This window comes from Janthinobacterium sp. LPB2021202312-11-4, from assembly GCF_037049705.1.
Lineage (GTDB): Bacteria > Pseudomonadota > Gammaproteobacteria > Pseudomonadales > Pseudomonadaceae > Aquipseudomonas.
The window spans coordinates 135656-158249 of sequence record NZ_JBAGKV010000016.1; the positions used below are offsets into that span (position 1 = coordinate 135656).

Genomic DNA, 22594 nt, shown 5'->3' on the forward strand with positions numbered 1-22594 from the left:
GGCGCGCCTTTTTTTTTAAGATCAAAAGATCGCAGCCTTCGGCAGCTCCTACAAAAATCACAGAGGTTCCCTGTAGGAGCTGCCGAAGGCTGCGATCTTTTGATCTTTGTCCTCGGGGTTGTTTTGGTTCTCATTATCATCTAATAATAAATCTCATTACCGAATGAGCCCGGATTATGAGTTCTGCCTTGCACGAGCAGCCGTACCTCGAAAACTGGCGCTGGATGAGTCGCCAGATCCGCTGCGCGATGGACCCCGACGAACCGCGCCTGATCGAACATTACCTGGCCGAAGGCCGGTATCTGGCCTGTTGCACGGCAACCTCTCCCTGGACCATCGCCGAAACCTCCTTCCGCTTACTGCTCGACACCGCTGCCGATGTCGCGCTGCCCTGGCATTGGCGCACTTACTGCCTGGACCAGGCCTGGCGCCCCTTGCGGGAACTGGAACGTCTCTCTCTGTGCAAATGCCGCCTCAAACGCTGGCAGAGCTACACCTGGCAACTGGCGACCTGCGAGTTGCAGCCTTCGATTCCTCTTATAGAACTGGTGCAAGGATTCAGTGATGACCAAGACACGTATTGAGCGCGACAGCATGGGCGAGCTGCAAGTCCCGGAAAACGCTCTCTATGGCGCGCAAACCCAGCGCGCCGTGGATAACTTCCCGATCAGCGGCAAACCTATGCCGGTGCAGTTCATCCGCGCGTTGATCCTGGCCAAAGCCGCTGCGGCCCGGGCCAACGTCGAACTCAAGCAGATCAGCGAATCCCAGGGCAAAGCCATCGTCGATGCGGCGCAAGGCTTGCTCGAAGGCGATTTCATGCAGCACTTCCCGGTGGATATCTTCCAGACCGGTTCCGGCACCAGTTCGAATATGAACGCCAACGAAGTAATCGCTACCCTGGCCAGCCGCTTGCTCGGCGAGCCGGTGAACCCCAACGATCACGTCAATTGCGGCCAAAGCAGCAACGACATCATCCCGACCACCATCCACGTCAGCGCCGCACTGGCGTTGCACGAGCAATTGCTGCCGGCGCTGGTGCATCTGGTGCAGGTGATCGAGCGCAAGGCCGAGCAGGTTCACCACCACGTCAAAACCGGCCGCACGCACTTGATGGACGCAATGCCGGTACGCATGAGCCAGGTGCTTAACGGCTGGGCGCAACAGCTCAAGGCCAACATTGGCCATTTGCAGGATCTGTTGCCGAGCCTGCAATCCCTGGCGCAGGGCGGCACGGCGGTGGGCACTGGCATCAATGCGCATCCGCAGTTTGCGGCGCGTTTCAGCCAGCAACTCAGCGAACTGACCCACGTTCAGTTCAAACCGGGCAAGGATCTGTTCGCGCTAATCGGTTCCCAGGACACGGCGGTCGCGGTCTCCGGCCAGCTCAAGGCCACCGCCGTGTCGCTGATGAAAATCGCCAACGACCTGCGCTGGATGAACTCCGGCCCGTTGGCCGGCCTCGGCGAAATCGAGCTCGAAGCCCTGCAACCGGGCTCATCGATCATGCCCGGCAAGGTCAACCCGGTGATCCCGGAAGCCACCGCGATGGTCGCCGCTCAGGTGATCGGCAACGACACGGTGATCACCATCGCCGGTCAGTCGGGCAACTTCGAATTGAACGTGATGCTGCCGATCATCGCCCAGAACCTGCTGAGCAGCATCGAGTTGCTGGCCAACTCCAGCCGTCTGCTGGGTGACAAGGCCATCGCCAGCTTCAAGGTCAACGAAGCCAGGCTCAAGGAAGCGCTGTCGCGCAACCCGATTCTGGTTACAGCACTCAACCCGATCATTGGTTACCAAAAAGCCGCGGAAATCGCCAAGAAGGCGTATCAGCAGGGCCGTCCGGTGATTGATGTCGCCCTGGAACACACCGATCTGTCACGCAGCCAACTGGAAGAGTTACTCAATCCAGAAAAGCTCACTGCAGGCGGCGTGTAATCACCGCTACCGCTTTGGAGGCTCATCATGGAGCACTGGAAACGCACGATCGAAAGGGCTAATCGCTGTTTCATGCAGGGCGAATTCGTCGATGCCCGCGAGGCTTACTTGCAGGCGCTGGCGCTGGCCCAGGTGTTGTTCGAGCGCTGGGCGGATGCCGACGAAGCGGTGGCTGCTTGCGTTATTTCCCACCACAACCTGGCGGATTTGCACTTGCGCCTGAACCAGCCGGAGGAGAGCGCCGAATACCTGTGCGCCATCCACCAGCGTTTATTGCAGACCATGCAGGACGAGCGCCTGGCCCCGGCCCTGCGCAAAGCCGCGTTGCGCCAGAGCAGCAAAACCTACGTCGAGCTGCTGAATTTCATCAGTGAACACGGCGAATACCCACGTACCCATCGTTTGCTGCATATGGATGCTGCGTCGCCCCGGCATCAGCCCGCCCCCTATCAACATGGAGTCCATTGAACATGGCTTTTACCTTGCCTGCCTTGCCGTACGCCTACGACGCCCTGGAACCGCACATCGATGCGCAAACCATGGAAATCCACTACACCAAGCACCACCAGACCTACATCAACAACCTCAATGCTGCGGTCGAAGGCACCGAGTTTGCCGACTGGTCGGTAGAAAAACTGGTGGCCAGCGTCCAGCAACTGCCGGAAAAACTGCGCGCCGCCGTGATCAATCAGGGCGGCGGTCACGCTAACCATTCGCTGTTCTGGGAAGTCATGGCGCCCAACGCCGGCGGCGAGCCTGACGGTGCGCTGGCCAAGGCAATCGACGAACAACTGGGCGGTCTGGACAGTTTCAAGGACGCCTTCACCAAAGCCGCGCTAACCCGTTTCGGCAGTGGCTGGGCCTGGCTGAGCGTTACGCCGCAAAAGACTCTGGTGGTTGAAAGCAGCGGCAACCAGGACAGTCCGCTGATGAACGGCAACACCCCGATTCTCGGCCTCGACGTTTGGGAGCACGCCTATTACCTGCGTTATCAGAACCGTCGCCCGGAATACATCAACGCGTTCTACAACGTGATCAATTGGCCCGAAGTCGCTGCGCGCTATCAGGCTGCGCTGGTTTAAGTCATCTATAACAAGAATCCAAGGCCGACTATGGGCACTGAAACACTGGCGATCGGTAGCGGGCGAATGTTTCGTTACGCACTGGGATCGCTGTTATTGCTGGCGGGTATGACGTTGTTGGTGGCCCAGGGATTGGCGTGGCTCGACCTTGAGCCCAAGTTGCTGCGTGCCCTGCAAGGAGGGGCGATTTGCGCCTTGGGTACGGCGTTGGGCGCGGTACCGGTGCTGGTGATTCGGCGTATGCCGCTGGCGGTCAGTGACACCTTGCTCGGGTTTGGCGCCGGGGTGATGCTCGCGGCGACGGCGTTTTCGTTGATCGTCCCTGGTATTGCCGCCGCCGAAAGCCTGGGGCTGACACCCTGGGCGGCCAGCGGCTTGATCAGCTTCGGCATCCTGCTCGGCGCATTCGGGTTGTTTCTGGTGGATCGCAAGGTCTCCGGCGCCAGTCCGGAAATGCTCGTCGGCACCTTGCAACGCCCGGTGATCCCGCCGCGCATCTGGTTGTTCGTGTTCGCCATCATTGCCCACAACATTCCCGAAGGCATGGCGGTCGGGGTTTCGGCCGGTGGCGGCATGCCCGACGCGGACAGTCTGGCCATGGGCATCGCTTTGCAGGATGTGCCCGAGGGGCTGGTGATTGCGTTGGTGTTGGCCGGGGCAGGGATGTCGCGGGTCAAGGCGTTCCTGATCGGTGCGGCGTCAGGTTTGGTTGAACCGGTTTTCGCACTGTTGTGTGCGTGGCTGGTGAGCCTGGCGGAACTGCTGTTGCCGTTGGGGCTGGCGCTGGCGGCCGGGGCAATGCTGCTGGTGGTGACCCATGAGGTCATACCCGAGTCGCGACGCAATGGTCACGACAAACTGGCCAGCCTGGGGTTGCTGATCGGGTTTTGTTTGATGATGGTGATGGACACGGCACTGGCATAAAAGATCGCAGCCTTTGGCCGCTCCTACAGGGTCGGCGCAGGAGCTGCCGAAGGCTGTGATCTTTTGATTTTTTTAACCGCCCTCGCCGAAGTAGTCGTTGATCAGGTTCACCAATGCCTGCAAGGCTTCGTCTGCCTGCTGACCCTCGGTGCTCAGGTGGATGATGGTCCCTTTGCCGGCAGCCAGCATCATCATCGCCATGATGCTTTTTCCGTCAACCATCGACTCGGGCGTACGTCCGACCCGGATCGTGCAATCCTTGAACTCGCCGGCCACGCCAACGAATTTCGCGGAAGCACGGGCATGCAGGCCCAGTTTGTTGATGATTTCAATTTCCAGAGCAGGCATCGCGGTGTGAATCCTTTAGCTGAGGTCGCGGTGGCGGACCTGGACGTTCTTCAGGGATTGTTGCAGGGCCTGGCCCAGACGTTCGGTCAGGTAGACGGAGCGGTGATGCCCGCCGGTGCAGCCAATGGCAACGGTGACGTAGGCGCGGTTGCTGGCGGCAAAGCGCGGCAACCACTTGAACAGGTACGTGTAAATGTCCTGGAACATATCTTCGACGTCCGGCTGCGCCGCCAGGTACTCGGCCACGGGCAGATCAAGCCCTGACTGTGCGCGTAGCTCCGGCTTCCAGTAAGGATTGGGCAGGCAGCGCACGTCGAACACTACATCGGCATCCACGGGCATGCCGCGCTTGAACCCGAACGACTCGATCAGGAACGCCGTACCGGGCTCGGGCTGATTCAGCAGCCGCAGCTTGATGGTATCGCGCAACTGATACAGGTTCAGGTTGGTGGTGTTGATCTTCAGGTCGGCCAAATCCGCGATCGGCCCCAGCAATTGGGTCTCGTCTTCGATCGCCTCGGCCAGTGAGCGATTGGCGTTGCTCAACGGGTGACGACGACGGGTTTCGGAAAAACGCTTGAGCAGGGTTTCTTCGTCGGCGTCCAGGTACAGCACATCGCACTGGATATGCCGGCTGCGGACTTCTTCCAGCAATTCAGGAAATCGTGACAAGTGGCTGGGCAGGTTGCGCGCGTCGATGGACACGGCGACCAGCGGCTGTGCCAGTTCGGTATGAATCAGCGCGCGTTCGGCCAGCTCCGGCAGCAGGCCGGCGGGCAGGTTGTCGATGCAGTAGTAGCCGTTGTCCTCGAGCACATCGAGCGCGGTACTTTTACCTGAGCCGGAACGGCCACTGACGATGATCAGGCGCATGATTAGTGACCGTTTTGCTCGCTCAGGACGACCTGATACAAGGCTTCGTTGCTCGGGGCACTGCGCAGTTTTTCGCGTACTTCCTTGCGATCCAGCATGCTGGCGATCTGGCGCAGCAGCTCAAGGTGCGCATCGGTGGCCGCTTCCGGGACGAGCAGGACAAACAGCAGGTCAACCGGGGCGCCGTCGATGGCGTCGAAATCGATAGGGGCATCAAGGTGCATCAGGGCGCTGATGGGCGAGGTGCAACCTTTGAGGCGACAGTGGGGAATGGCGATGCCGTTGCCAAAACCGGTGGAGCCAAGTTTTTCACGGGCAATCAGAGCCTCGAAGACATCTTGCATCTCCAGATCCGGGACTTCCCGGGCGATCAGGTTGGCAATTTGTTCGAGGGCTTTCTTTTTACTGCCGCCCGGCACGTTCACTAAAGAACGGCCGGGGGTCAGGATGTTTTCAAGTCGGATCATGGGTTGGGAGTGTTAACGACCGGTTGCGCCCTGGAGGAGGCTCTGGGTCTTTTCCTTATGCTTTTTAAGTTGGCGATCCAGCTTGTCGGTCAGTAGGTCAATGGCGGCATACATGTCGTTATGCTCGGCATTGGCGACCACTTCTCCGCCGGGAATATGCAGCGTGGCTTCGATTTTCTGCAGCAGCTTCTCGACGGTCATCGTGACTTGCACGTTGGTGATCTTGTCGAAATGCCTCTCTAATCGGTCGAGTTTTTCGCCGATGTAGGTGCGCAGGGGTTCGGTCACTTCCAGTTGGTGTCCACTGATGTTGACTTGCATACAGCTTCTCCTTCGTTGCCAGTGCATAAAGCGGCAGGTAAAGGTACCTGCCACTGGAACGCTGTGGCGTGGCTTACATCAACCGCTTGCGTTCGCTCGAAGGCGCGATCCCTAAGGACTCGCGGTACTTGGCGACGGTGCGGCGAGCCACCTGAATGCCTTGTGCCTCCAGTAAACCAGCGATCTTGCTGTCACTCAACGGCTTTTTCTGATTTTCCGCCGCAACCAGTTTTTTGATGATCGCGCGGATCGCCGTGGACGAGCATTCGCCGCCTTCAGAGGTGCTGACATGGCTGGAGAAAAAGTATTTCAGTTCATATATGCCCCGTGGGGTATGCATGAATTTTTGCGTGGTTACCCGTGAAATCGTCGACTCATGCATGCCCACCGCTTCGGCGATGTCATGCAGGACCAGCGGTTTCATCGCTTCGTCGCCGTACTCCAGAAAGCCGCGCTGGTGTTCGACGATCTGGGTGGCCACTTTCATCAGGGTTTCGTTGCGGCTTTGCAGGCTCTTGATGAACCAGCGGGCTTCCTGCAACTGGTTACGCATGAAGGTGTTGTCGGCGCTGGTGTCGGCGCGGCGCACGAAACCGGCGTACTGGGCGTTGACCCGCAGCTTCGGTACTGATTCCTGATTCAGCTCGACCAGCCAGCGCTCGTTGTCCTTGCGCACGATCACATCGGGGACGACGTATTCGGCTTCACTGGACTCGATCTGCGAACCTGGGCGGGGGTTGAGGCTCTGGACCAGTTCAATCACCTGGCGCAGTTCATCTTCCTTGAGCTTCATGCGGCGCATCAACTGACTGTAGTCGCGGCTGCCGAGCAGGTCGATGTAATCGGTGACCAGGCGTTTGGCCTCGGCCAGCCAAGGTGTCTTGGCGGGCAATTGGCGCAATTGCAGCAACAGGCATTCGCCCAGGTTGCGGGCGCCGATACCGGCCGGTTCGAATTGCTGGATGCGGTGCAGGACAGCTTCGATTTCGTCCAGTTCGATGTCCAGTTCCGGATCGAAGGCTTCGAGGATTTCCTCAAGGGTTTCGTCCAGGTAGCCCTGATTGTTGATGCAATCGATCAAGGTTACGGCGATCAGGCGATCGGTGTCGGACATCGGCGCCAGGTTCAATTGCCACAGCAGATGGCTTTGCAGGCTTTCGCCGGCCGACGTGCGGGTGGTGAAGTCCCACTCGTCGTCATCGTTGCTTGGCAGGCTGCTGGCGCTGGTCTGGTAGACGTCTTCCCATGCGGTGTCGACGGGCAGTTCGTTGGGAATGCGCTCGTTCCAGTCGCCTTCCTCGAGGTTATCCACCGTCGGGGCGGTTTCCTGGTAGGAGGGTTCCGAAACATCGGCGTTGGGTTGCTGTTCGGCTTTGTCGGCCAAGGGGTCGGCGTTATCGAAGTCGTCGCCTTCTTCCTGGCGTTCGAGCATCGGATTGGACTCCAGGGCCTCCTGGATTTCCTGTTGCAGGTCCAGGGTCGACAATTGGAGCAGGCGGATGGCCTGTTGCAGCTGAGGTGTCATCGTCAGCTGCTGGCCCATTCTCAAGACTAGCGATGGTTTCATGGCAGGGGCTTAACACCTTATTCGCCGGCGCACATGCGCCATCCACTACAGGGCGCCGGAGCGCCAAACTTAAGCAAATTATATGCCCGAAACCGCAACGTTTGCCTAGAGCGCTGTAACAATAAAAAAGCTTTATCGAAACCGGCGCTCGGACAACTGCCAGACACTTCAGTGCTTACAGGCGGAACTCATGACCCAGGTACACTTCCTTGACCAGTTCGTTGGCCAGGATGGTGGCGGAGTCACCTTCGGCGATCAGTTGGCCATCGTTGACGATGTAGGCTGTTTCGCAGATATCCAGGGTCTCACGGACGTTGTGGTCCGTGATCAGCACGCCAATGCCCTTGGCCTTGAGGTGATGGATGATCTGCTTGATATCGCCGACCGAAATCGGGTCCACGCCGGCGAAAGGTTCGTCGAGCAGGATGAATTTCGGGTTGGTGGCCAGGGCGCGGGCGATTTCCACACGGCGGCGTTCGCCACCGGACAGGCTCATGCCGAGGTTGTCACGGATGTGGCTGATGTGGAACTCCTGCAGCAGGCTTTCCAGCTCCTTGCGGCGACCGGCCTTGTCGAGTTCCTTGCGGGTCTCGAGGATGGCCATGATGTTGTCGGCCACCGACAGTTTGCGGAAGATCGACGCTTCTTGCGGAAGATAGCCGATACCGGCCTTTGCACGACCGTGCATTGGCTGGTGGCTGACGTCCAGGTCGTCGATCAATACGCGCCCCTGATCCGCCTGTACCAGGCCCACGATCATGTAGAAGCAGGTGGTCTTGCCGGCGCCGTTCGGGCCAAGCAGGCCGACGATCTGACCGCTGTCGATCGACAGGCTGACGTCACGCACGACCTGGCGGCTTTTGTAGGCCTTGGCCAGATGCTGAGCTTTCAGAGTCGCCATTACTGGGCCTTTTTCGCGTCGGTTTTCGGCTTGGGCTGGATCACCATGTCGATACGCGGACGCGATTCGGTGACCTTGTTGCCCGTGGCGCGACCGGCGCTTGCCAGCTTCTTGACCGTGTCGTAGACGATTTTCTCGCCTTGGGTGACGTTGTTGTCCTTGTCGACAACTTTCGCCTTGTCGATCAGTACGACGCGGTTTTGCGCCGCGTGATACTGGATGGTCACGCCCCAGCCTTGAACAGGCTTGGTGTCGCCGGCGGTCTGCAGTTGCTCGAAGTAGGCAAGGTTGCCCACCGAGGTCACCACGTCGATGTCACCGGTCGGGGTGCGGGTGATGGTCACGGTGTTGCCGGTGACCTTCATCGAGCCTTGAGTAATGATCACATCACCTTTATAGGTGGCGATGCCTTGCTTGTCGTCCAGTTGGGCGTCGTCGGCCTGAATGCGGATAGGCTGCTCTTGATCGTTCGGCAGAGCCCAGGCGCTCACGCTTCCCAGTGCTGCGCCCAGACTGAGCAAAATAGGGAGAGTTTTAACGAGCCTCATACTGTCCTCTTACGTTCGATAGCAGGTGTATCCTGCTTTCTTTCAAATACGCTTTCATTCCGTTGCCAGTCGATACACCGCCAGCGCCGTCGATTCTAACGGGTTGCTCGGTCTGCGCATATTGCTGCTGCGGGAACACTGTCATGCGGGTGCTGGTAACAATCATTTCGCGGTTCTTTTCGTCGGTGCGTGCAATACGCACCGAGTCGATCAGTTCCACTTGAGTGCCATCCGGGTTCACTTCACCGCGCAAGCTGGTGACGTGCCATGGGAACTCGGTGCCGCGGTACATATTCAGGTCGGGGTTGGTCAGCAGTGTCACATCGCTTGCCTTAAGGTGCTCGACCTTGTCGGACGTCAAGTCGTACTGAAGGCCGCCGTCAGGCAGGTACTGAACGCTGTGGGCGTTCAAGGCGTAATAGTCGATCGCGCTTTCATCGACCTTGGCCACTGGCTTGTCGAGGAAGCGTTCCGGGCTGATGTTCCAGTAGCCGACCGCGGCAAATATCGCAGCGATGCAACCGAACAGCAGGAATCTGCGAAACTTTTTGCTCAGGATAAACATAATAGGCTCACAAATACGCGGCGTTGGCCGCATCGAGGCGGCCCTGGGCGCTCAGGATCAGCTCGCAAAATTCCCGGGCGGCACCCTCGCCACCACGGGCCTGGGTGACGCCGTGGGCGTGTTCGCGCACGAAACTGGCGGCATTGGCCACGGCCATGCCCAGCCCGACGCGGCGAATCACCGGCAGGTCTGGCAGGTCGTCACCGAGGTAGGCGACTTGCTCATAGCTTAGGTTGAGTTGGGCAAGTAGCTCGTCGAGTACGACCAGTTTGTCTTCGCGCCCCTGATAAAGGTGCGGGATGCCGAGGTTTTTCGCTCGACGTTCGACGACCGGGGTTTTGCGACCGCTGATGATAGCGGTCTGTACGCCGGCCGCCATCAACATCTTGATGCCTTGGCCGTCGAGGGTGCTGAACGTCTTGAATTCGCTGCCGTCTTCGAGGAAATACAGGCGCCCGTCAGTGAGCACGCCGTCCACGTCGAAAACCGCCAGTTTGATCTGTTTGCCGCGTTGCAGCAGGTCGGTGGTCATCACATTACTCCTGCACGCAGCAGATCGGAGAGGTTGAAGGCGCCGATCGGGCGGTCTTCCTTGTCCACGACTACCAGTGCGTTGATTCGGTGGTCTTCCATGATTTTCAGCGCCTCGGCCGCCAGCATGTCGGCACGGGCGGTTTTGCCGTGCACGGTCATGACTTCGTCGATGGTCGTGTGGTGGATGTCGATGGTGCGGTCCAGGGTGCGGCGCAAATCGCCGTCGGTGAAGATCCCGGCCAGTTTGCCGTCGGTTTCCAGGATGGCGGTCATGCCCAGACCCTTGCGGGTCATTTCCATCAGAGCATCCTTGAGCAGGGTGCCACGTTGCACTTGCGGCAGCTCTGCGCCGGCGTGCATGACGGTTTCCACTTTCAGCAGCAGGCGTCGGCCCAGTGCGCCGCCAGGATGGGAGAACGCGAAATCTTCAGCGGTAAAGCCCCGAGCTTCCAGCAACGCCACGGCCAGGGCGTCGCCCATGACCAGCGCGGCGGTGGTCGAAGAGGTCGGCGCCAGGTTCAGCGGGCAGGCCTCGTGCTCGACGTGGACGTTCAGGTTGATCTCGGCAGCCCTGGCCAGCGGTGAGTCCGGGTTGCCGGTCATGCTGATCAGTTGGATGCCCTGGCGCTTGATCAGCGGCAGCAGGGTGACGATTTCATTGGTGGAGCCAGAGTTCGACAGCGCCAGGATGATGTCGTCGCGGGTGATCATGCCCATGTCGCCGTGGCTGGCTTCGGCCGGGTGTACGAAGAAGGCCGTGGTGCCAGTACTGGCCAGGGTGGCGGCAATCTTGTTGCCGATGTGCCCCGATTTGCCCATGCCGAGCACCACCACGCGGCCTTTGCTGGCCAGAATCATCTCGCAAGCGCGTACGAAATCCGCGTCGATATGGGGCAGCAAGCCTTGTACGGCTTCCATTTCGAGGCGGATGGTGCGTTGTGCCGATTGAATCAGGTCGCTGGATTGGCTCATGTCAGAATCGTATAGCCCGATGAAAAGGCGGCGATTATAGCGGTAATGATCGAAACCCTCACGCTAGTTCGTCGTGCTTTGTCATTCCCTGTTACTGAATCACTCCAAATAGAAGCTTTTACCCTGTCCTGTTGCTGAACATGGCCCGGCTTGGGCCTTGGGCGCTGAGCCGTTGCAGTGATATAGTTCGCCGCCAGTTCGGCCTGCCCGGGGAGGTATGTGCTTTCGTCAGAAAGCCAGGCGTCCGAGTGAGAGGCTGCATCGCAAGGAGTTTAGATGAGTGCCGATAACGCCTACGCGGTCGAGCTGAAGGGACTGACCTTCAAGCGCGGTACGCGCAGCATTTTCAATAACGTCGATATCCGTATCCCGCGCGGCAAGGTCACCGGCATCATGGGACCTTCCGGGTGTGGCAAGACCACCCTGTTACGGCTGATGGGCGCACAGTTGCGGCCTAGCAGCGGTGAAGTCTGGGTCAACGGTCAGAATCTGCCCAAACTGTCTCGCAGCGACCTGTTCGATGCGCGCAAGCACATGGGCGTGCTGTTCCAGAGCGGCGCGTTGTTTACCGATCTTGACGTGTTCGAGAACGTCGCCTTTCCGCTGCGCGTTCATACCGAGCTGCCGGAAGAAATGATCCGTGACATCGTCCTGCTCAAATTGCAGGCCGTGGGGCTGCGTGGCGCCATCGACCTGATGCCTGACGAGTTGTCCGGCGGCATGAAGCGTCGTGTCGCGCTGGCCCGGGCGATTGCCCTCGATCCACAGATCCTCATGTATGACGAGCCCTTTGTGGGGCAGGACCCGATCGCCATGGGCGTGCTGGTGCGCCTGATCCGCTTGCTCAATGATGCGCTGGGTATCACCAGTATCGTGGTTTCCCACGACCTGGCAGAGACCGCGAGCATTGCCGACTACATTTATGTGGTGGGCGATGGGCAAGTGTTGGGGCAGGGCACACCTGACGAGCTGATGAACTCGGACGAGCCGCGTATCCGTCAATTCATGACAGGCGACCCCGATGGTCCGGTCGCCTATCACTTTCCAGCGACGGATTACCGCGCAGATCTTCTGGGGAAGCGCTGATGCGCAAGATTTCACTAATAGAAAAGGTGCGCCGGTTCGGCCACGCGGCGATCGATGCCGTCGGGGTGTTCGGGCGGGCGACGATTTTCCTGTTTCACGCGTTACTGGGCCGCGGCGGTATTGGCGGCGGTTTCGGTTTGCTGATCAAGCAACTGCATTCGATTGGCGTGATGTCCCTGGTGATCATTGTGGTTTCCGGGGTGTTCATCGGCATGGTGTTGGCGCTGCAAGGCTTCAATATCCTGTCCAGCTACGGTTCTGAGCAGGCGGTCGGGCAGATGGTTGCCCTGACGTTGCTGCGTGAACTGGGGCCGGTGGTGACTGCATTGCTGTTCGCCGGTCGTGCCGGTTCTGCCCTGACGGCCGAAATCGGCAACATGAAGTCCACCGAGCAGTTGTCCAGTCTGGAAATGATTGGCGTCGACCCGCTCAAGTACATCATTGCCCCGCGCCTGTGGGCCGGCTTCATTTCCCTGCCGGTGCTGGCGATGATTTTCAGCGTCGTCGGGATCTGGGGCGGTTCGTGGGTGGCAGTCGACTGGCTGGGTGTCTACGACGGCTCCTACTGGGCGAACATGCAGAACAGCGTGACGTTCAATGGCGATGTGCTCAATGGCATCATCAAAAGCATCGTTTTCGCCTTTGTCGTCACCTGGATCGCCGTATTCCAAGGCTATGACTGTGAGCCCACGTCCGAGGGGATCAGCCGTGCCACAACCAAGACCGTGGTGTATGCCTCTTTGGCAGTGCTCGGCCTGGACTTTATTTTGACCGCCTTGATGTTTGGAGATTTCTGATGCAAAACCGCACCCTGGAAATCGGTGTCGGCCTTTTCTTGCTGGCTGGCATCCTGGCTTTGCTGTTGCTTGCGTTGCGGGTCAGTGGCCTGTCCCCGAGCGCAACCACCGATACGTATAAACTTTATGCTTACTTCGACAATATCGCCGGTTTGACTGTCAGAGCTAAGGTGACCATGGCCGGTGTGACCATCGGCAAGGTCACGGCGATCGATCTGGACCGCGACAGTTTCACCGGTCGGGTGACCATGCAGTTGGAAAAGCGCGTAGATAATCTGCCGACTGACTCCACTGCATCTATCCTCACCGCTGGCCTGTTGGGCGAGAAGTACATCGGTATCAGCGTGGGCGGGGAACAAGCCTTGCTCAAGGATGGTGGAACCATCCACGACACCCAGTCGTCGCTGGTGCTCGAGGACCTGATCGGTAAATTCCTGCTCAATACCGTTAGCAAAGACGCCAAATGAGGAGCTTTTGAATGATCTCTACCTTGCGACGTGGCCTGTTGGTATTACTCGCGGCCCTGCCGTTGATGGCCAACGCCGTGGCGGCGCCTTCGGCGCACGATCTGGTTCAGGACACCACCACCCGGATGCTGGCTGATCTGACGGCCAATAAAGAGAAGTACAAGCAGGACCCGCAGGACTTCTACACGGCGCTGAACACCATCGTCGGTCCTGTTGTGGATGCCGAGGGCATCTCCAAAAGCATCATGACGGTCAAATACTCGCGCAAAGCTACGCCGGCTCAAATGCAGACCTTTCAGGAAAATTTCAAGAAAGGCCTGTTCCAGTTCTATGGCAACGCGTTGCTTGAGTACAACAACCAGGGCATCGTCGTTGACCCTGCCAAGGACGAGTCGGGCGATCGCACCAGCGTTGGCATGACGGTCAAGGGCAGCAATGGCGCGGTTTATCCGGTGCAGTACACCCTCGAGAAGATCAATGGCGAGTGGAAACTGCGCAACGTGATCATCAACGGCATCAACATCGGCAAACTGTTCCGCGATCAGTTCGCTGACGCGATGCAGCGCAATGGCAACGACCTGGACAAGACCATCAACAATTGGGCCGGGGAAGTGGCTAAAGCCAAGGAAGCTACCGAGAAGAAAGCCCAATGAGCGAGTCGGCCGTTCGCATGAACGAAACCGGCGAGCTGTTGCTCAGCGGCGTGCTGGATTACCGCACCGGCCCGGACTTGCGCAAGCAGGGTCAGGCGCTGATCAAGTCCAGCAAGGCCGCCGCCGTGGTGGTGGATTGTTCGGCGGTGGTGAAGTCCAGCAGTGTCGGTTTGTCGCTGCTGCTGTGCTTCATGCGCGATGCCCAGGCGGCCGGCAAGGCCCTGAGCATTCGCGCAATGCCCGAAGACATGCGTGAAATCGCTCAGGTCAGCGAATTGACCGAGCTGTTGGCGCACCCCTAACCGGCATCTATAAAGAAGCCCCCCCGTCAGAGTCCTGCAAATGCGGGGTTCGCAGGCGCGGGGCTTTTTTGTATGATGTCCGACCCGCGCGCACTGGGCGCCGATTGAGGTTGAGCATGCAGGCCACCGAAGTTAAGAGCTTTCTTGAAGGAAAGCTGTCCGAGACTTTTTTATCAGTGCAGGTAGAAGTTGAAGGCGAAGGCTGCAACTTTCAGCTGAACGTGATTAGCGATGAACTGGCGGCGTTGAGCCCGGTGAAGCGTCAGCAGCAGATCTATGCCCATTTAAACCCATGGATCACCGATGGCAGCATCCATGCGGTCACTATGAAATTTTTCAGCAGCGCGGCCTGGGCCGAGCGCACCTGAGCCCAAGGGCGTCGAGATTCTTATGGATAAATTGATTATTACCGGTGGCGTTCGTCTTGATGGCGAAATCCGCATCTCCGGGGCAAAGAACTCTGCCCTGCCGATCCTGGCTGCCACCCTGCTGTGCGATGGCCCGGTCACCGTGGCCAACCTGCCGCACCTGCACGACATCACCACCATGATCGAGCTGTTTGGTCGCATGGGCATCGAGCCGGTGATCGACGAGAAACTCAGCGTCGAAATCGACCCACGTACCATCAAGACCCTGATCGCACCGTACGAACTGGTGAAAACCATGCGTGCCTCGATCCTGGTGCTCGGCCCGATGGTTGCCCGTTTCGGTGAAGCCGAAGTCGCACTGCCTGGCGGTTGCGCCATCGGTTCGCGTCCGGTCGACCTGCACATCCGTGGCCTCGAAGCCATGGGCGCGGTCATCGACGTCGAAGGCGGCTACATCAAGGCCAAGGCGCCAGAAGGCGGTTTGCGCGGTGCGCACTTCTTCTTTGACACCGTCAGCGTCACCGGTACCGAAAACATCATGATGGCCGCTGCCCTGGCCAAGGGTCGCAGCGTTCTGGCTAACGCCGCGCGCGAGCCTGAAGTCATCGACCTGGCGAACTTCCTGATCGCCATGGGTGCCAAGATCACTGGCGCCGGCACCGACACCATCACCATCGATGGCGTTGAGCGTCTGCACCCGGCCACCTACAAAGTGATGCCGGACCGTATCGAAACCGGCACCTACCTGGTGGCGGCTGCCGTGACCGGCGGTCGTGTGAAGGTCAAGGATACTGATCCGACCATCCTCGAAGCCGTTCTCGAAAAACTCCGTGAAGCCGGTGCCGAAATCACCTGCGGCGAAGACTGGATCGAGCTGAACATGCACGGCAAGCGGCCAAAAGCCGTCAACGTGCGGACCGCTCCGTACCCGGCATTCCCGACCGACATGCAGGCGCAGTTCATCTCCCTCAACGCCATTGCCGAAGGCACCGGTGCCGTGATCGAGACGATCTTCGAAAACCGTTTCATGCACGTGTACGAGTTGCACCGCATGGGCGCCAAGATCCAGGTCGAAGGCAACACGGCCATCGTGACCGGCACCGAGAAGCTCAAAGGCGCGCCAGTGATGGCCACCGACCTGCGTGCTTCGGCCAGCCTGGTCATTTCGGCGCTGATCGCTGAAGGCGACACCCTGATCGACCGCATCTACCACATCGACCGTGGTTACGAGTGCATCGAAGAGAAACTGCAGATGCTCGGCGCCAAGATCCGCCGCGTACCGGGCTAGTTTCTGCTGCATGGGCGCAGGGACGCGCCCGTTGAATTCGTTTCAGGTCGAGGGCGGTTGCGCCCTCGATGTGTGTCCGGCGCCGTTTGCGACCGGGCATGAGTACCTTGATAAGGACTGACGTTTCCCATGTTGACCATCGCACTGTCCAAGGGCCGCATCCTTGACGACACCCTGCCGCTTCTGGCTGAAGCGGGTATCGTGCCGACCGAGAATCCGGACAAAAGCCGCAAGCTGATCATCCCCACGACCCAGCCTGACGTACGTCTGCTGATCGTGCGCGCCACCGATGTGCCGACGTACGTCGAGCATGGTGCCGCGGACCTGGGCGTCGCCGGTAAAGATGTGCTGATGGAATACGGCGGCCAGGGGCTCTATGAGCCGCTGGACCTGCGAATTGCCCTGTGCAAGCTGATGACCGCCGGCAAGGTCGGTGCCGTCGAGCCCAAGGGCCGTCTGCGCGTTGCCACCAAATTCGTCAACGTTGCCAAGCGTTACTACGCCGAGCAGGGCCGTCAGGTCGACATCATCAAGCTCTACGGCTCGATGGAACTGGCACCGCTGATCGGCCTGGCCGACAAGATTATCGACGTGGTCGACACCGGCAATACGCTGCGGGCCAATGGCCTGGAGCCACAGGATTTCATCGCTGACATCAGCTCCCGGCTGATCGTCAACAAGGCTTCGATGAAAATGCAGCACGCCCGTATCCAGGCGTTGATCGACACCCTGCGCAAGGCAGTGGAGTCTCGACACCGCGGCTGATTCACCTGCGCGACGTTAAGTCGCGCCCGTCTATCCGCCTCATAGCCAGAATTCTCAGGTGCCCAAGCGGAAACGACTGCTAAGTTAGGGCGCCTGAGTTTTTGCCATTCCTATGAGGCTCTCGCTATGACCGCACCGACTGCAATTCGCCGACTCAACGCTGCTGACCCGGATTTCGCGCATCATCTGGATCATCTGCTGAGCTGGGAAAGTGTGTCTGACGACTCGGTCAATCAGCGCGTGCTGGACATCATCAAAGCCGTGCGCGAGCGGGGCGATGCCGCGCTGGTGGAATTCACCCAGAAGTTCGACGGCTTGCAAGTCGCGTCCATGGCGGACCTGATCCTGCCCCGCGAACGCCTGGAACTGGCCCTGACCCGCATCACCGCGCCTCAGCGCGAAGCCCTGGAAAAAGCCGCTGCCCGGGTGCGCAGCTACCACGAAAAACAGAAGCAGGATTCCTGGACCTACACCGAAGCCGACGGCACGGTGCTGGGCCAGAAAGTCACGCCGCTGGACCGCGCCGGCCTGTACGTACCGGGCGGCAAGGCCTCGTATCCGTCGTCCGTGCTGATGAACGCCATTCCGGCCAAAGTGGCTGGCGTGACCGAAGTGGTCATGGTCGTGCCGACCCCGCGCGGTGAACTCAATGAACTGGTGCTGGCCGCCGCTTGCATCGCCGGCGTGGACCGGGTGTTCACCATCGGCGGCGCACAAGCGGTTGCCGCGCTGGCGTACGGCACCGAAAGCGTACCGAAGGTCGACAAAGTGGTTGGCCCGGGCAACATCTATGTCGCCACCGCCAAACGCCACGTGTTCGGCCAGGTTGGCATCGACATGATCGCCGGTCCGTCGGAAATCCTCGTGGTCTGCGACGGTCAGACTGATCCGGACTGGATCGCCATGGACCTGTTCTCCCAGGCCGAGCACGACGAAGATGCGCAAGCGATCCTGGTCAGCCCGGACGCCGAGTTCCTCGACAAGGTTGCCGCGAGCATCGCCAAACTGCTGCCGACCATGGAACGCGCCGAGATCATCGAAACCTCGATCAATGGCCGTGGCGCGCTGATTCTGGTGCGCGACATGGAACAAGCCATCGAAGTAGCCAACCGCATCGCGCCGGAACACCTGGAGTTGTCGGTCGCCGATCCGCAGGCCTGGTTGCCGCAGATCCGCCACGCCGGGGCGATCTTCATGGGCCGTCACACCTCCGAAGCGCTGGGCGATTACTGCGCAGGTCCGAACCACGTGTTGCCGACCTCCGGCACCGCGCGGTTCTCGTCGCCGTTGGGTGTTTACGACTTCCAGAAACGCTCGTCGATCATCTTCTGCTCCGAGCAGGGTGCGTCCGAACTGGGCAAGACCGCTTCCGTGCTGGCCCGTGGCGAGTCGCTGACCGCCCACGCCCGCAGCGCCGAATACCGCATCGTTGACGATAAGAAGGTTGACTGAACATGAGTAAATTCTGGAGCCCCTTCGTCAAGAGTCTGGTGCCTTACGTGCCGGGCGAGCAGCCGAAACTGGCGAAACTGGTGAAGCTCAACACCAACGAAAACCCGTACGGCCCATCGCCCAAAGCCCTGGCCGCGATGCAGACCGAACTGAACGACAACCTGCGCCTGTACCCGGACCCGAACAGCGATCTGCTGAAGAATGCCGTGGCCAAGTATTACGGCGTGCAGAGCAATCAGGTGTTCCTCGGCAACGGTTCCGATGAAGTCCTGGCGCACATTTTTCACGGCTTGCTGCAACACGATCATCCGGTGTTGTTCCCGGACATCAGCTACAGCTTCTACCCGGTGTATTGCGGGTTGTATGGCATTGCGTTCGACGCGGTGCCGCTGGACGCACAGTTCCAGATCAACCCGGCGGACTACGCCAAGCCTAACGGCGGGATCATTTTCCCGAACCCGAACGCGCCGACCGGTTGCCTGCTGGCGCTGGATGCCGTGGAGCAAATCCTCAAGGCCAGCGCGGATTCGGTGGTGGTGGTCGATGAAGCCTATATCGACTTCGGCGGCGAAACCGCGATCAGTCTGGTGGACCGTTATCCGAACCTGCTGGTGACCCAGACCCTGTCCAAGTCCCGTTCTTTGGCGGGCCTGCGGGTGGGTCTGGCGGTGGGGCACCCGGACCTGATCGAGGCGCTGGAGCGGATCAAGAACAGCTTCAACTCCTATCCGCTGGATCGTCTGGCGAATGTCGGCGCGGCGGCGGCGTTTGAAGATCGCGAGTACTTCGACAAGACCTGCCGCTTGGTCATCGAGAATCGCGAGAAGGTTGTCGCGCAATTGCAAACGAAGGGCTTTGAAGTGCTGCCGTCGGCGGCCAACTTCATTTTTGCCCGGCACCCGCAGCACGATGCGGCCGGTCTGGCGGCGAAGTTGCGTGAGCAGGGGGTGATCGTTCGGCACTTCAAGCAGGAGCGGATTGCCCAGTTCCTGCGGATTTCCATCGGCACGCCAGAGCAAAATCAGGCGTTGATCGACGGCCTCGGCGACCTCTAACCAACACCGCCTGTAGGAGCAAGGCTTGCCCGCGAAGAACGATGACTCGGTGTATCTGTTGCACCGAGTCATCGTTCTTCGCGGGCAAGCCTCGCTCCTACGGGGTTTTGCGGTGTCTGATTATTCTTCTTCTTTGACCGGCGCCGGCGGCGGACGCAGGCCAATCTCCGCCGTTAGCTTGAGCTCCTTGCCGTTACGCATTACTTGAATCGAAACCTTGTCGGTCGGTTTGATCCGCGCCACCTGGTTCATCGAGCGGCGGCCATCACCCGCCGGTTCACCGTCGATGCTCAGGATCACATCACCCAGTTGCAGGCCGGCCTTCTGCGCCGGACCGTCACGGAAAATCCCCGCCACCACAATCCCCGGACGCCCGGACAGGCCAAACGACTCGGCCAGTTCCTGGGTCAGCGGCTGCACTTCAATCCCCAGCCAGCCACGAATGACCTGACCGTGTTCGATGATCGACTTCATCACCTCCATCGCCAGTTTCACCGGGATCGCAAAACCGATGCCCTGGGAGCCGCCGGACTTGGAGAAGATCGCCGTGTTGATGCCGGTCAGGTTGCCGTTGGCGTCCACCAGCGCACCGCCGGAGTTGCCGGGGTTGATCGCGGCGTCGGTCTGGATGAAATCTTCGTAGTTGTTCAGGCCCAGTTGGTTGCGGCCGGTGGCGCTGATGATGCCCATGGTCACGGTCTGGCCGACGCCGAACGGGTTGCCGATGGCCAGCGCCACATCGCCGATGCGGATGTTGTCGGAGCGGCCGATGGTGATCGACGGCAGGTTCTTCAGGTCGATCTTCAATACCGCGAGGTCGGTTTCCGGGTCGCTGCCGATCACTCGGGCCAGGGTTTCGCGGCCGTCCTTGAGCGCCACGACAATCTGGTCGGCGCCAGTGGTCACGTGGTTGTTGGTCAGGATGTAGCCTTCCGGGCTCATGATCACGCCGGAGCCGAGGCTCGACTCCATGCGCTTCTGCTTGGGCGAGTTGTCGCCGAAGAAGCGGCGGAACTGCGGGTCTTCAAACAGCGGGTGATTGGGCTTGTTAATGACTTTGGTGGTGTACAGGTTGACCACCGCCGGCGCGGCAATGACCACGGCGTCGGCATAGGACACCGGCCCTTGCTGAACACTGGTGGTTTGCGGGGCTTGTTGCAGGTTGACGTCGAGGCTTGGGAGCCCGACCCACTGCGGGTAACGCTGGATGATCAACAGAGCGATAAGCACGCCGGCCAACAACGGCCAGCCGGAAAAACGCAGCGCCTTAAGCATTAAACAAGTCCTACAGAGGTTGCAGGTGGTATGAGACCGCCCATAATGTCGCGCATTATAGAGGTCGCGCGTGCCTCTGAACGGGATATTTAGGAGTCTTTTATGGCTGTCGCCCTGAGCACCCTGGTCGAAGAAGCCGACCGTTACCTGAACAGTTCGAAAATTGCCGACTACTGCCCCAACGGGTTGCAGGTTGAGGGCCGTCCGCAAGTGATGCGCATCGTCAGCGGCGTCACGGCCAGCCAGGCATTGCTGGACGCGGCGGTCGAGGCCAACGCTGATCTGGTGCTGGTGCATCACGGCTATTTCTGGAAAGGCGAGAACCCGTGCATCACCGGCATGAAGCAGCGCCGGCTCAAAACCCTGCTCAAGCACGACATCAGTTTGCTCTCGTATCACTTGCCCCTGGACCTGCACCCGGAGGTCGGCAACAACGTGCAACTGGCGCGTCAGTTGGACATCACCGTCGAAGGCCCGCTGGACCCCGATAACCTGAAAATCGTCGGCCTGGTGGGCTCGCTGAGCGAACCGATGAGCCCGCGCGACTTTGCCCGGCGCGTGCAGGAAGTCATGGGCCGCGAGCCGTTGCTGATCGAAGGCAGCGAGATGATTCGTCGCGTTGGCTGGTGCACCGGAGGAGGCCAGGGCTACATCGATCAAGCGGTGCTGGCGGGTGTCGATCTGTACCTCAGTGGCGAAGCGTCCGAACAGACTTTCCACAGCGCCCGGGAAAACGACATCAGCTTCATCGCCGCCGGCCACCACGCCACCGAACGCTACGGCGTGCAGGCGCTGGGGGATTACCTGGCGCGCCGCTTTGCCCTGGAGCACATCTTCATCGATTGCCCAAACCCGATTTGATTAAAACGCGCTGCCCTGTGTAGGAGCTGCCGAAGGCTGCGATCTTTTGATCTTAAAATCAAAGTCAAAAGATCGCAGCCTTCGGCAGCTCCTACGGGGGTGGGGTGTCAATTGGTCGGGCGTGGTTGGGCCCAAACGAGGGGGTATATTCATATACCCTTTCGATCTAGTTGGCGTCCTGATTAGAAGTGGGCGCTGTGCTAGGATTCCCCGCTCGAACACGGCCCGCTGGCCGTCCATAAGATCGTTTTCGTGAGTAGCCATGGTCGACAAACTGACGCATCTGAAACAGCTGGAGGCCGAAAGCATCCACATCATCCGCGAGGTCGCCGCCGAGTTCGATAACCCGGTGATGCTGTACTCCGTCGGTAAAGACTCCGCCGTGATGCTGCACCTTGCGCGCAAGGCATTCTTCCCGGGCAAACTGCCGTTCCCGGTGATGCACGTCGACACCCGGTGGAAGTTCAAGGAAATGTACGCGTTCCGCGACCGCATGGTCGAAGAACTGGGCCTTGACCTGCTGGTGCACGTCAACCCCGATGGCGTCGCGCAGGGTATCAACCCGCTGACCCACGGCAGTGCCAAACACACCGACATCATGAAAACCGAAGGCTTGAAACAGGCCCTCGACAAGTACGGTTTCGACGCCGCTTTCGGTGGTGCCCGCCGCGACGAAGAGAAGTCCCGTGCCAAAGAGCGCGTGTATTCCTTCCGCGACACCAAGCACCGCTGGGACCCGAAGAACCAGCGTCCAGAGCTGTGGAACGTCTACAACGGCAACGTCAACAAGGGCGAATCCATTCGTGTGTTCCCGTTGTCGAACTGGACCGAACTGGACATCTGGCAGTACATCTACCTTGAAGGCATCCCGATTGTGCCGCTGTATTTCGCCGCCGAGCGCGACGTTATCGAGATGAACGGCACCTGGATCATGATCGACGACGAACGCCTGCTCAATCACCTGAGCGACGAAGACAAAGCGCGCATCGTCAAGAAAAAGGTCCGTTTCCGCACGCTGGGCGACTACCCGTTGACCGGTGCGGTCGAGTCCGAGGCCACCAGCCTGACCGACATCATTCAGGAAATGCTCCTGACGCGAACTTCCGAACGCCAGGGCCGGGTCATCGATCACGATGGCGCAGGCTCGATGGAAGAAAAGAAACGTCAGGGTTATTTCTAAGG

The 22594-nt window shown here is 59.7% G+C and carries 28 protein-coding genes; 17 read left to right on the forward strand and 11 right to left on the reverse strand.

Annotated features, from left to right (window positions below):
• The first annotated feature begins 176 nt into the window (after positions 1-176).
• From V5E99_RS18210 to V5E99_RS18230, 5 genes are all read left to right on the forward strand, one after another.
• Entirely contained in the window at positions 177-584 is a 408-nt protein-coding gene (locus V5E99_RS18210; protein ID WP_499803680.1) for a hypothetical protein, read from the forward strand.
• Positions 565-1941 carry a class II fumarate hydratase gene (locus V5E99_RS18215; RefSeq protein ID WP_499803681.1) on the forward strand — a complete coding sequence of 459 codons (1377 nt, stop codon included), beginning with the start codon at positions 565-567 and terminating at the stop codon, positions 1939-1941. Before V5E99_RS18210 ends, V5E99_RS18215 begins: the two co-directional genes overlap by 20 nt.
• 27 nt (positions 1942-1968) lie before the next feature.
• Complete coding sequence (locus tag V5E99_RS18220) at positions 1969-2409, forward strand: DUF2753 family protein (RefSeq protein WP_499803682.1); 441 nt, start codon at positions 1969-1971, stop codon at positions 2407-2409.
• A gap of 2 nt (positions 2410-2411) precedes the next feature.
• Complete coding sequence (locus V5E99_RS18225; protein WP_499803683.1) at positions 2412-3023, forward strand: superoxide dismutase; 612 nt, start codon at positions 2412-2414, stop codon at positions 3021-3023.
• A gap of 66 nt (positions 3024-3089) precedes the next feature.
• Positions 3090-3947 carry a ZIP family metal transporter gene (locus tag V5E99_RS18230; protein WP_499803684.1) on the forward strand — a complete coding sequence of 286 codons (858 nt, stop codon included), beginning with the start codon at positions 3090-3092 and terminating at the stop codon, positions 3945-3947.
• Between the two features lie 72 nt (positions 3948-4019).
• On the opposite strand, the gene V5E99_RS18235 is transcribed toward V5E99_RS18230, so the two are convergent.
• The 10 genes from V5E99_RS18235 to V5E99_RS18280 form a co-directional block, all read right to left on the reverse strand.
• Positions 4020-4295: an HPr family phosphocarrier protein gene (locus V5E99_RS18235; RefSeq protein ID WP_499803685.1), complete on the reverse strand. Its 276-nt coding sequence runs from the start codon at positions 4293-4295 to the stop codon at positions 4020-4022.
• A 15-nt stretch (positions 4296-4310) separates the two neighbouring features.
• Positions 4311-5168 (reverse strand): RNase adapter RapZ, encoded by an 858-nt coding sequence (rapZ, locus tag V5E99_RS18240; protein ID WP_499803686.1) that lies wholly within the window; start codon positions 5166-5168, stop codon positions 4311-4313.
• A gap of 2 nt (positions 5169-5170) precedes the next feature.
• The gene (gene ptsN, locus V5E99_RS18245) at positions 5171-5635 is read right to left on the reverse strand and encodes a PTS IIA-like nitrogen regulatory protein PtsN (RefSeq protein ID WP_149657582.1); all 465 of its coding nucleotides are present in this window, start codon (positions 5633-5635) and stop codon (positions 5171-5173) included.
• 12 nt (positions 5636-5647) lie between these two features.
• Positions 5648-5956: a ribosome hibernation-promoting factor, HPF/YfiA family gene (gene hpf, locus V5E99_RS18250; protein WP_093226719.1), complete on the reverse strand. Its 309-nt coding sequence runs from the start codon at positions 5954-5956 to the stop codon at positions 5648-5650.
• A gap of 73 nt (positions 5957-6029) precedes the next feature.
• Positions 6030-7523 (reverse strand): RNA polymerase factor sigma-54, encoded by a 1494-nt coding sequence (locus tag V5E99_RS18255; protein ID WP_499803687.1) that lies wholly within the window; start codon positions 7521-7523, stop codon positions 6030-6032.
• 175 nt (positions 7524-7698) lie between these two features.
• Positions 7699-8424 (reverse strand): LPS export ABC transporter ATP-binding protein, encoded by a 726-nt coding sequence (gene lptB / locus V5E99_RS18260; RefSeq protein ID WP_499803688.1) that lies wholly within the window; start codon positions 8422-8424, stop codon positions 7699-7701.
• Positions 8424-8915 carry a lipopolysaccharide transport periplasmic protein LptA gene (lptA, locus tag V5E99_RS18265; protein WP_499803689.1) on the reverse strand — a complete coding sequence of 164 codons (492 nt, stop codon included), beginning with the start codon at positions 8913-8915 and terminating at the stop codon, positions 8424-8426. Before lptA ends, lptB begins: the two co-directional genes overlap by 1 nt.
• A 43-nt stretch (positions 8916-8958) precedes the next feature.
• A complete protein-coding gene (gene lptC / locus V5E99_RS18270; RefSeq protein ID WP_499803690.1) occupies positions 8959-9537 on the reverse strand; it encodes an LPS export ABC transporter periplasmic protein LptC in 579 nt (192 codons plus the stop codon).
• A gap of 7 nt (positions 9538-9544) precedes the next feature.
• Complete coding sequence (locus V5E99_RS18275; RefSeq protein ID WP_499803691.1) at positions 9545-10069, reverse strand: KdsC family phosphatase; 525 nt, start codon at positions 10067-10069, stop codon at positions 9545-9547.
• Positions 10069-11043: a KpsF/GutQ family sugar-phosphate isomerase gene (locus V5E99_RS18280; protein WP_499803692.1), complete on the reverse strand. Its 975-nt coding sequence runs from the start codon at positions 11041-11043 to the stop codon at positions 10069-10071. The genes V5E99_RS18275 and V5E99_RS18280 overlap by 1 nt, the downstream gene beginning before the upstream one ends.
• A 276-nt stretch (positions 11044-11319) precedes the next feature.
• Here V5E99_RS18280 and V5E99_RS18285 point away from each other — a divergent pair, with 276 nt between their 5' ends.
• The 10 genes from V5E99_RS18285 to hisC all read left to right on the forward strand — a co-directional run bounded on the left by V5E99_RS18285 (position 11320) and on the right by hisC (position 19276).
• Complete coding sequence (locus V5E99_RS18285; protein WP_499803693.1) at positions 11320-12129, forward strand: ATP-binding cassette domain-containing protein; 810 nt, start codon at positions 11320-11322, stop codon at positions 12127-12129.
• Positions 12129-12926 carry a lipid asymmetry maintenance ABC transporter permease subunit MlaE gene (gene mlaE / locus V5E99_RS18290; RefSeq protein ID WP_499803694.1) on the forward strand — a complete coding sequence of 266 codons (798 nt, stop codon included), beginning with the start codon at positions 12129-12131 and terminating at the stop codon, positions 12924-12926. The genes V5E99_RS18285 and mlaE overlap by 1 nt, the downstream gene beginning before the upstream one ends.
• Entirely contained in the window at positions 12926-13393 is a 468-nt protein-coding gene (mlaD, locus tag V5E99_RS18295; RefSeq protein ID WP_018927199.1) for an outer membrane lipid asymmetry maintenance protein MlaD, read from the forward strand. The genes mlaE and mlaD overlap by 1 nt, the downstream gene beginning before the upstream one ends.
• An 11-nt stretch (positions 13394-13404) precedes the next feature.
• Positions 13405-14046: an MlaC/ttg2D family ABC transporter substrate-binding protein gene (locus V5E99_RS18300; RefSeq protein ID WP_499803695.1), complete on the forward strand. Its 642-nt coding sequence runs from the start codon at positions 13405-13407 to the stop codon at positions 14044-14046.
• Positions 14043-14348 (forward strand): STAS domain-containing protein, encoded by a 306-nt coding sequence (locus tag V5E99_RS18305; RefSeq protein ID WP_499803696.1) that lies wholly within the window; start codon positions 14043-14045, stop codon positions 14346-14348. The genes V5E99_RS18300 and V5E99_RS18305 overlap by 4 nt, the downstream gene beginning before the upstream one ends.
• 116 nt (positions 14349-14464) lie before the next feature.
• Positions 14465-14716 carry a BolA family protein gene (locus V5E99_RS18310; RefSeq protein ID WP_201195781.1) on the forward strand — a complete coding sequence of 84 codons (252 nt, stop codon included), beginning with the start codon at positions 14465-14467 and terminating at the stop codon, positions 14714-14716.
• A gap of 22 nt (positions 14717-14738) precedes the next feature.
• Entirely contained in the window at positions 14739-16004 is a 1266-nt protein-coding gene (murA, locus tag V5E99_RS18315; RefSeq protein ID WP_059403262.1) for a UDP-N-acetylglucosamine 1-carboxyvinyltransferase, read from the forward strand.
• Positions 16005-16133: 129 nt separating this feature from the next.
• A complete protein-coding gene (gene hisG / locus V5E99_RS18320) occupies positions 16134-16769 on the forward strand; it encodes an ATP phosphoribosyltransferase (RefSeq protein WP_121757288.1) in 636 nt (211 codons plus the stop codon).
• Between the two features lie 126 nt (positions 16770-16895).
• Complete coding sequence (gene hisD / locus V5E99_RS18325) at positions 16896-18221, forward strand: histidinol dehydrogenase (RefSeq protein ID WP_499803697.1); 1326 nt, start codon at positions 16896-16898, stop codon at positions 18219-18221.
• Positions 18222-18223: 2 nt separating this feature from the next.
• Positions 18224-19276 carry a histidinol-phosphate transaminase gene (gene hisC / locus V5E99_RS18330; RefSeq protein WP_499803698.1) on the forward strand — a complete coding sequence of 351 codons (1053 nt, stop codon included), beginning with the start codon at positions 18224-18226 and terminating at the stop codon, positions 19274-19276.
• A 120-nt stretch (positions 19277-19396) separates the two neighbouring features.
• Here hisC and algW read toward each other — a convergent pair whose 3' ends face one another.
• Positions 19397-20551 (reverse strand): Do family serine endopeptidase AlgW, encoded by a 1155-nt coding sequence (gene algW, locus V5E99_RS18335; RefSeq protein ID WP_499803699.1) that lies wholly within the window; start codon positions 20549-20551, stop codon positions 19397-19399.
• A 102-nt stretch (positions 20552-20653) separates the two neighbouring features.
• Between algW and V5E99_RS18340 the strand changes: the two genes are divergently transcribed.
• Together V5E99_RS18340 and cysD are read left to right on the forward strand one after the other, a co-directional pair.
• Positions 20654-21412, forward strand: coding sequence for a Nif3-like dinuclear metal center hexameric protein (locus V5E99_RS18340; RefSeq protein WP_499803700.1), 759 nt, complete (start codon positions 20654-20656; stop codon positions 21410-21412).
• 262 nt (positions 21413-21674) lie between these two features.
• Entirely contained in the window at positions 21675-22592 is a 918-nt protein-coding gene (cysD, locus tag V5E99_RS18345) for a sulfate adenylyltransferase subunit CysD (protein WP_010463281.1), read from the forward strand.
• Positions 22593-22594: the final 2 nt, after the last annotated feature.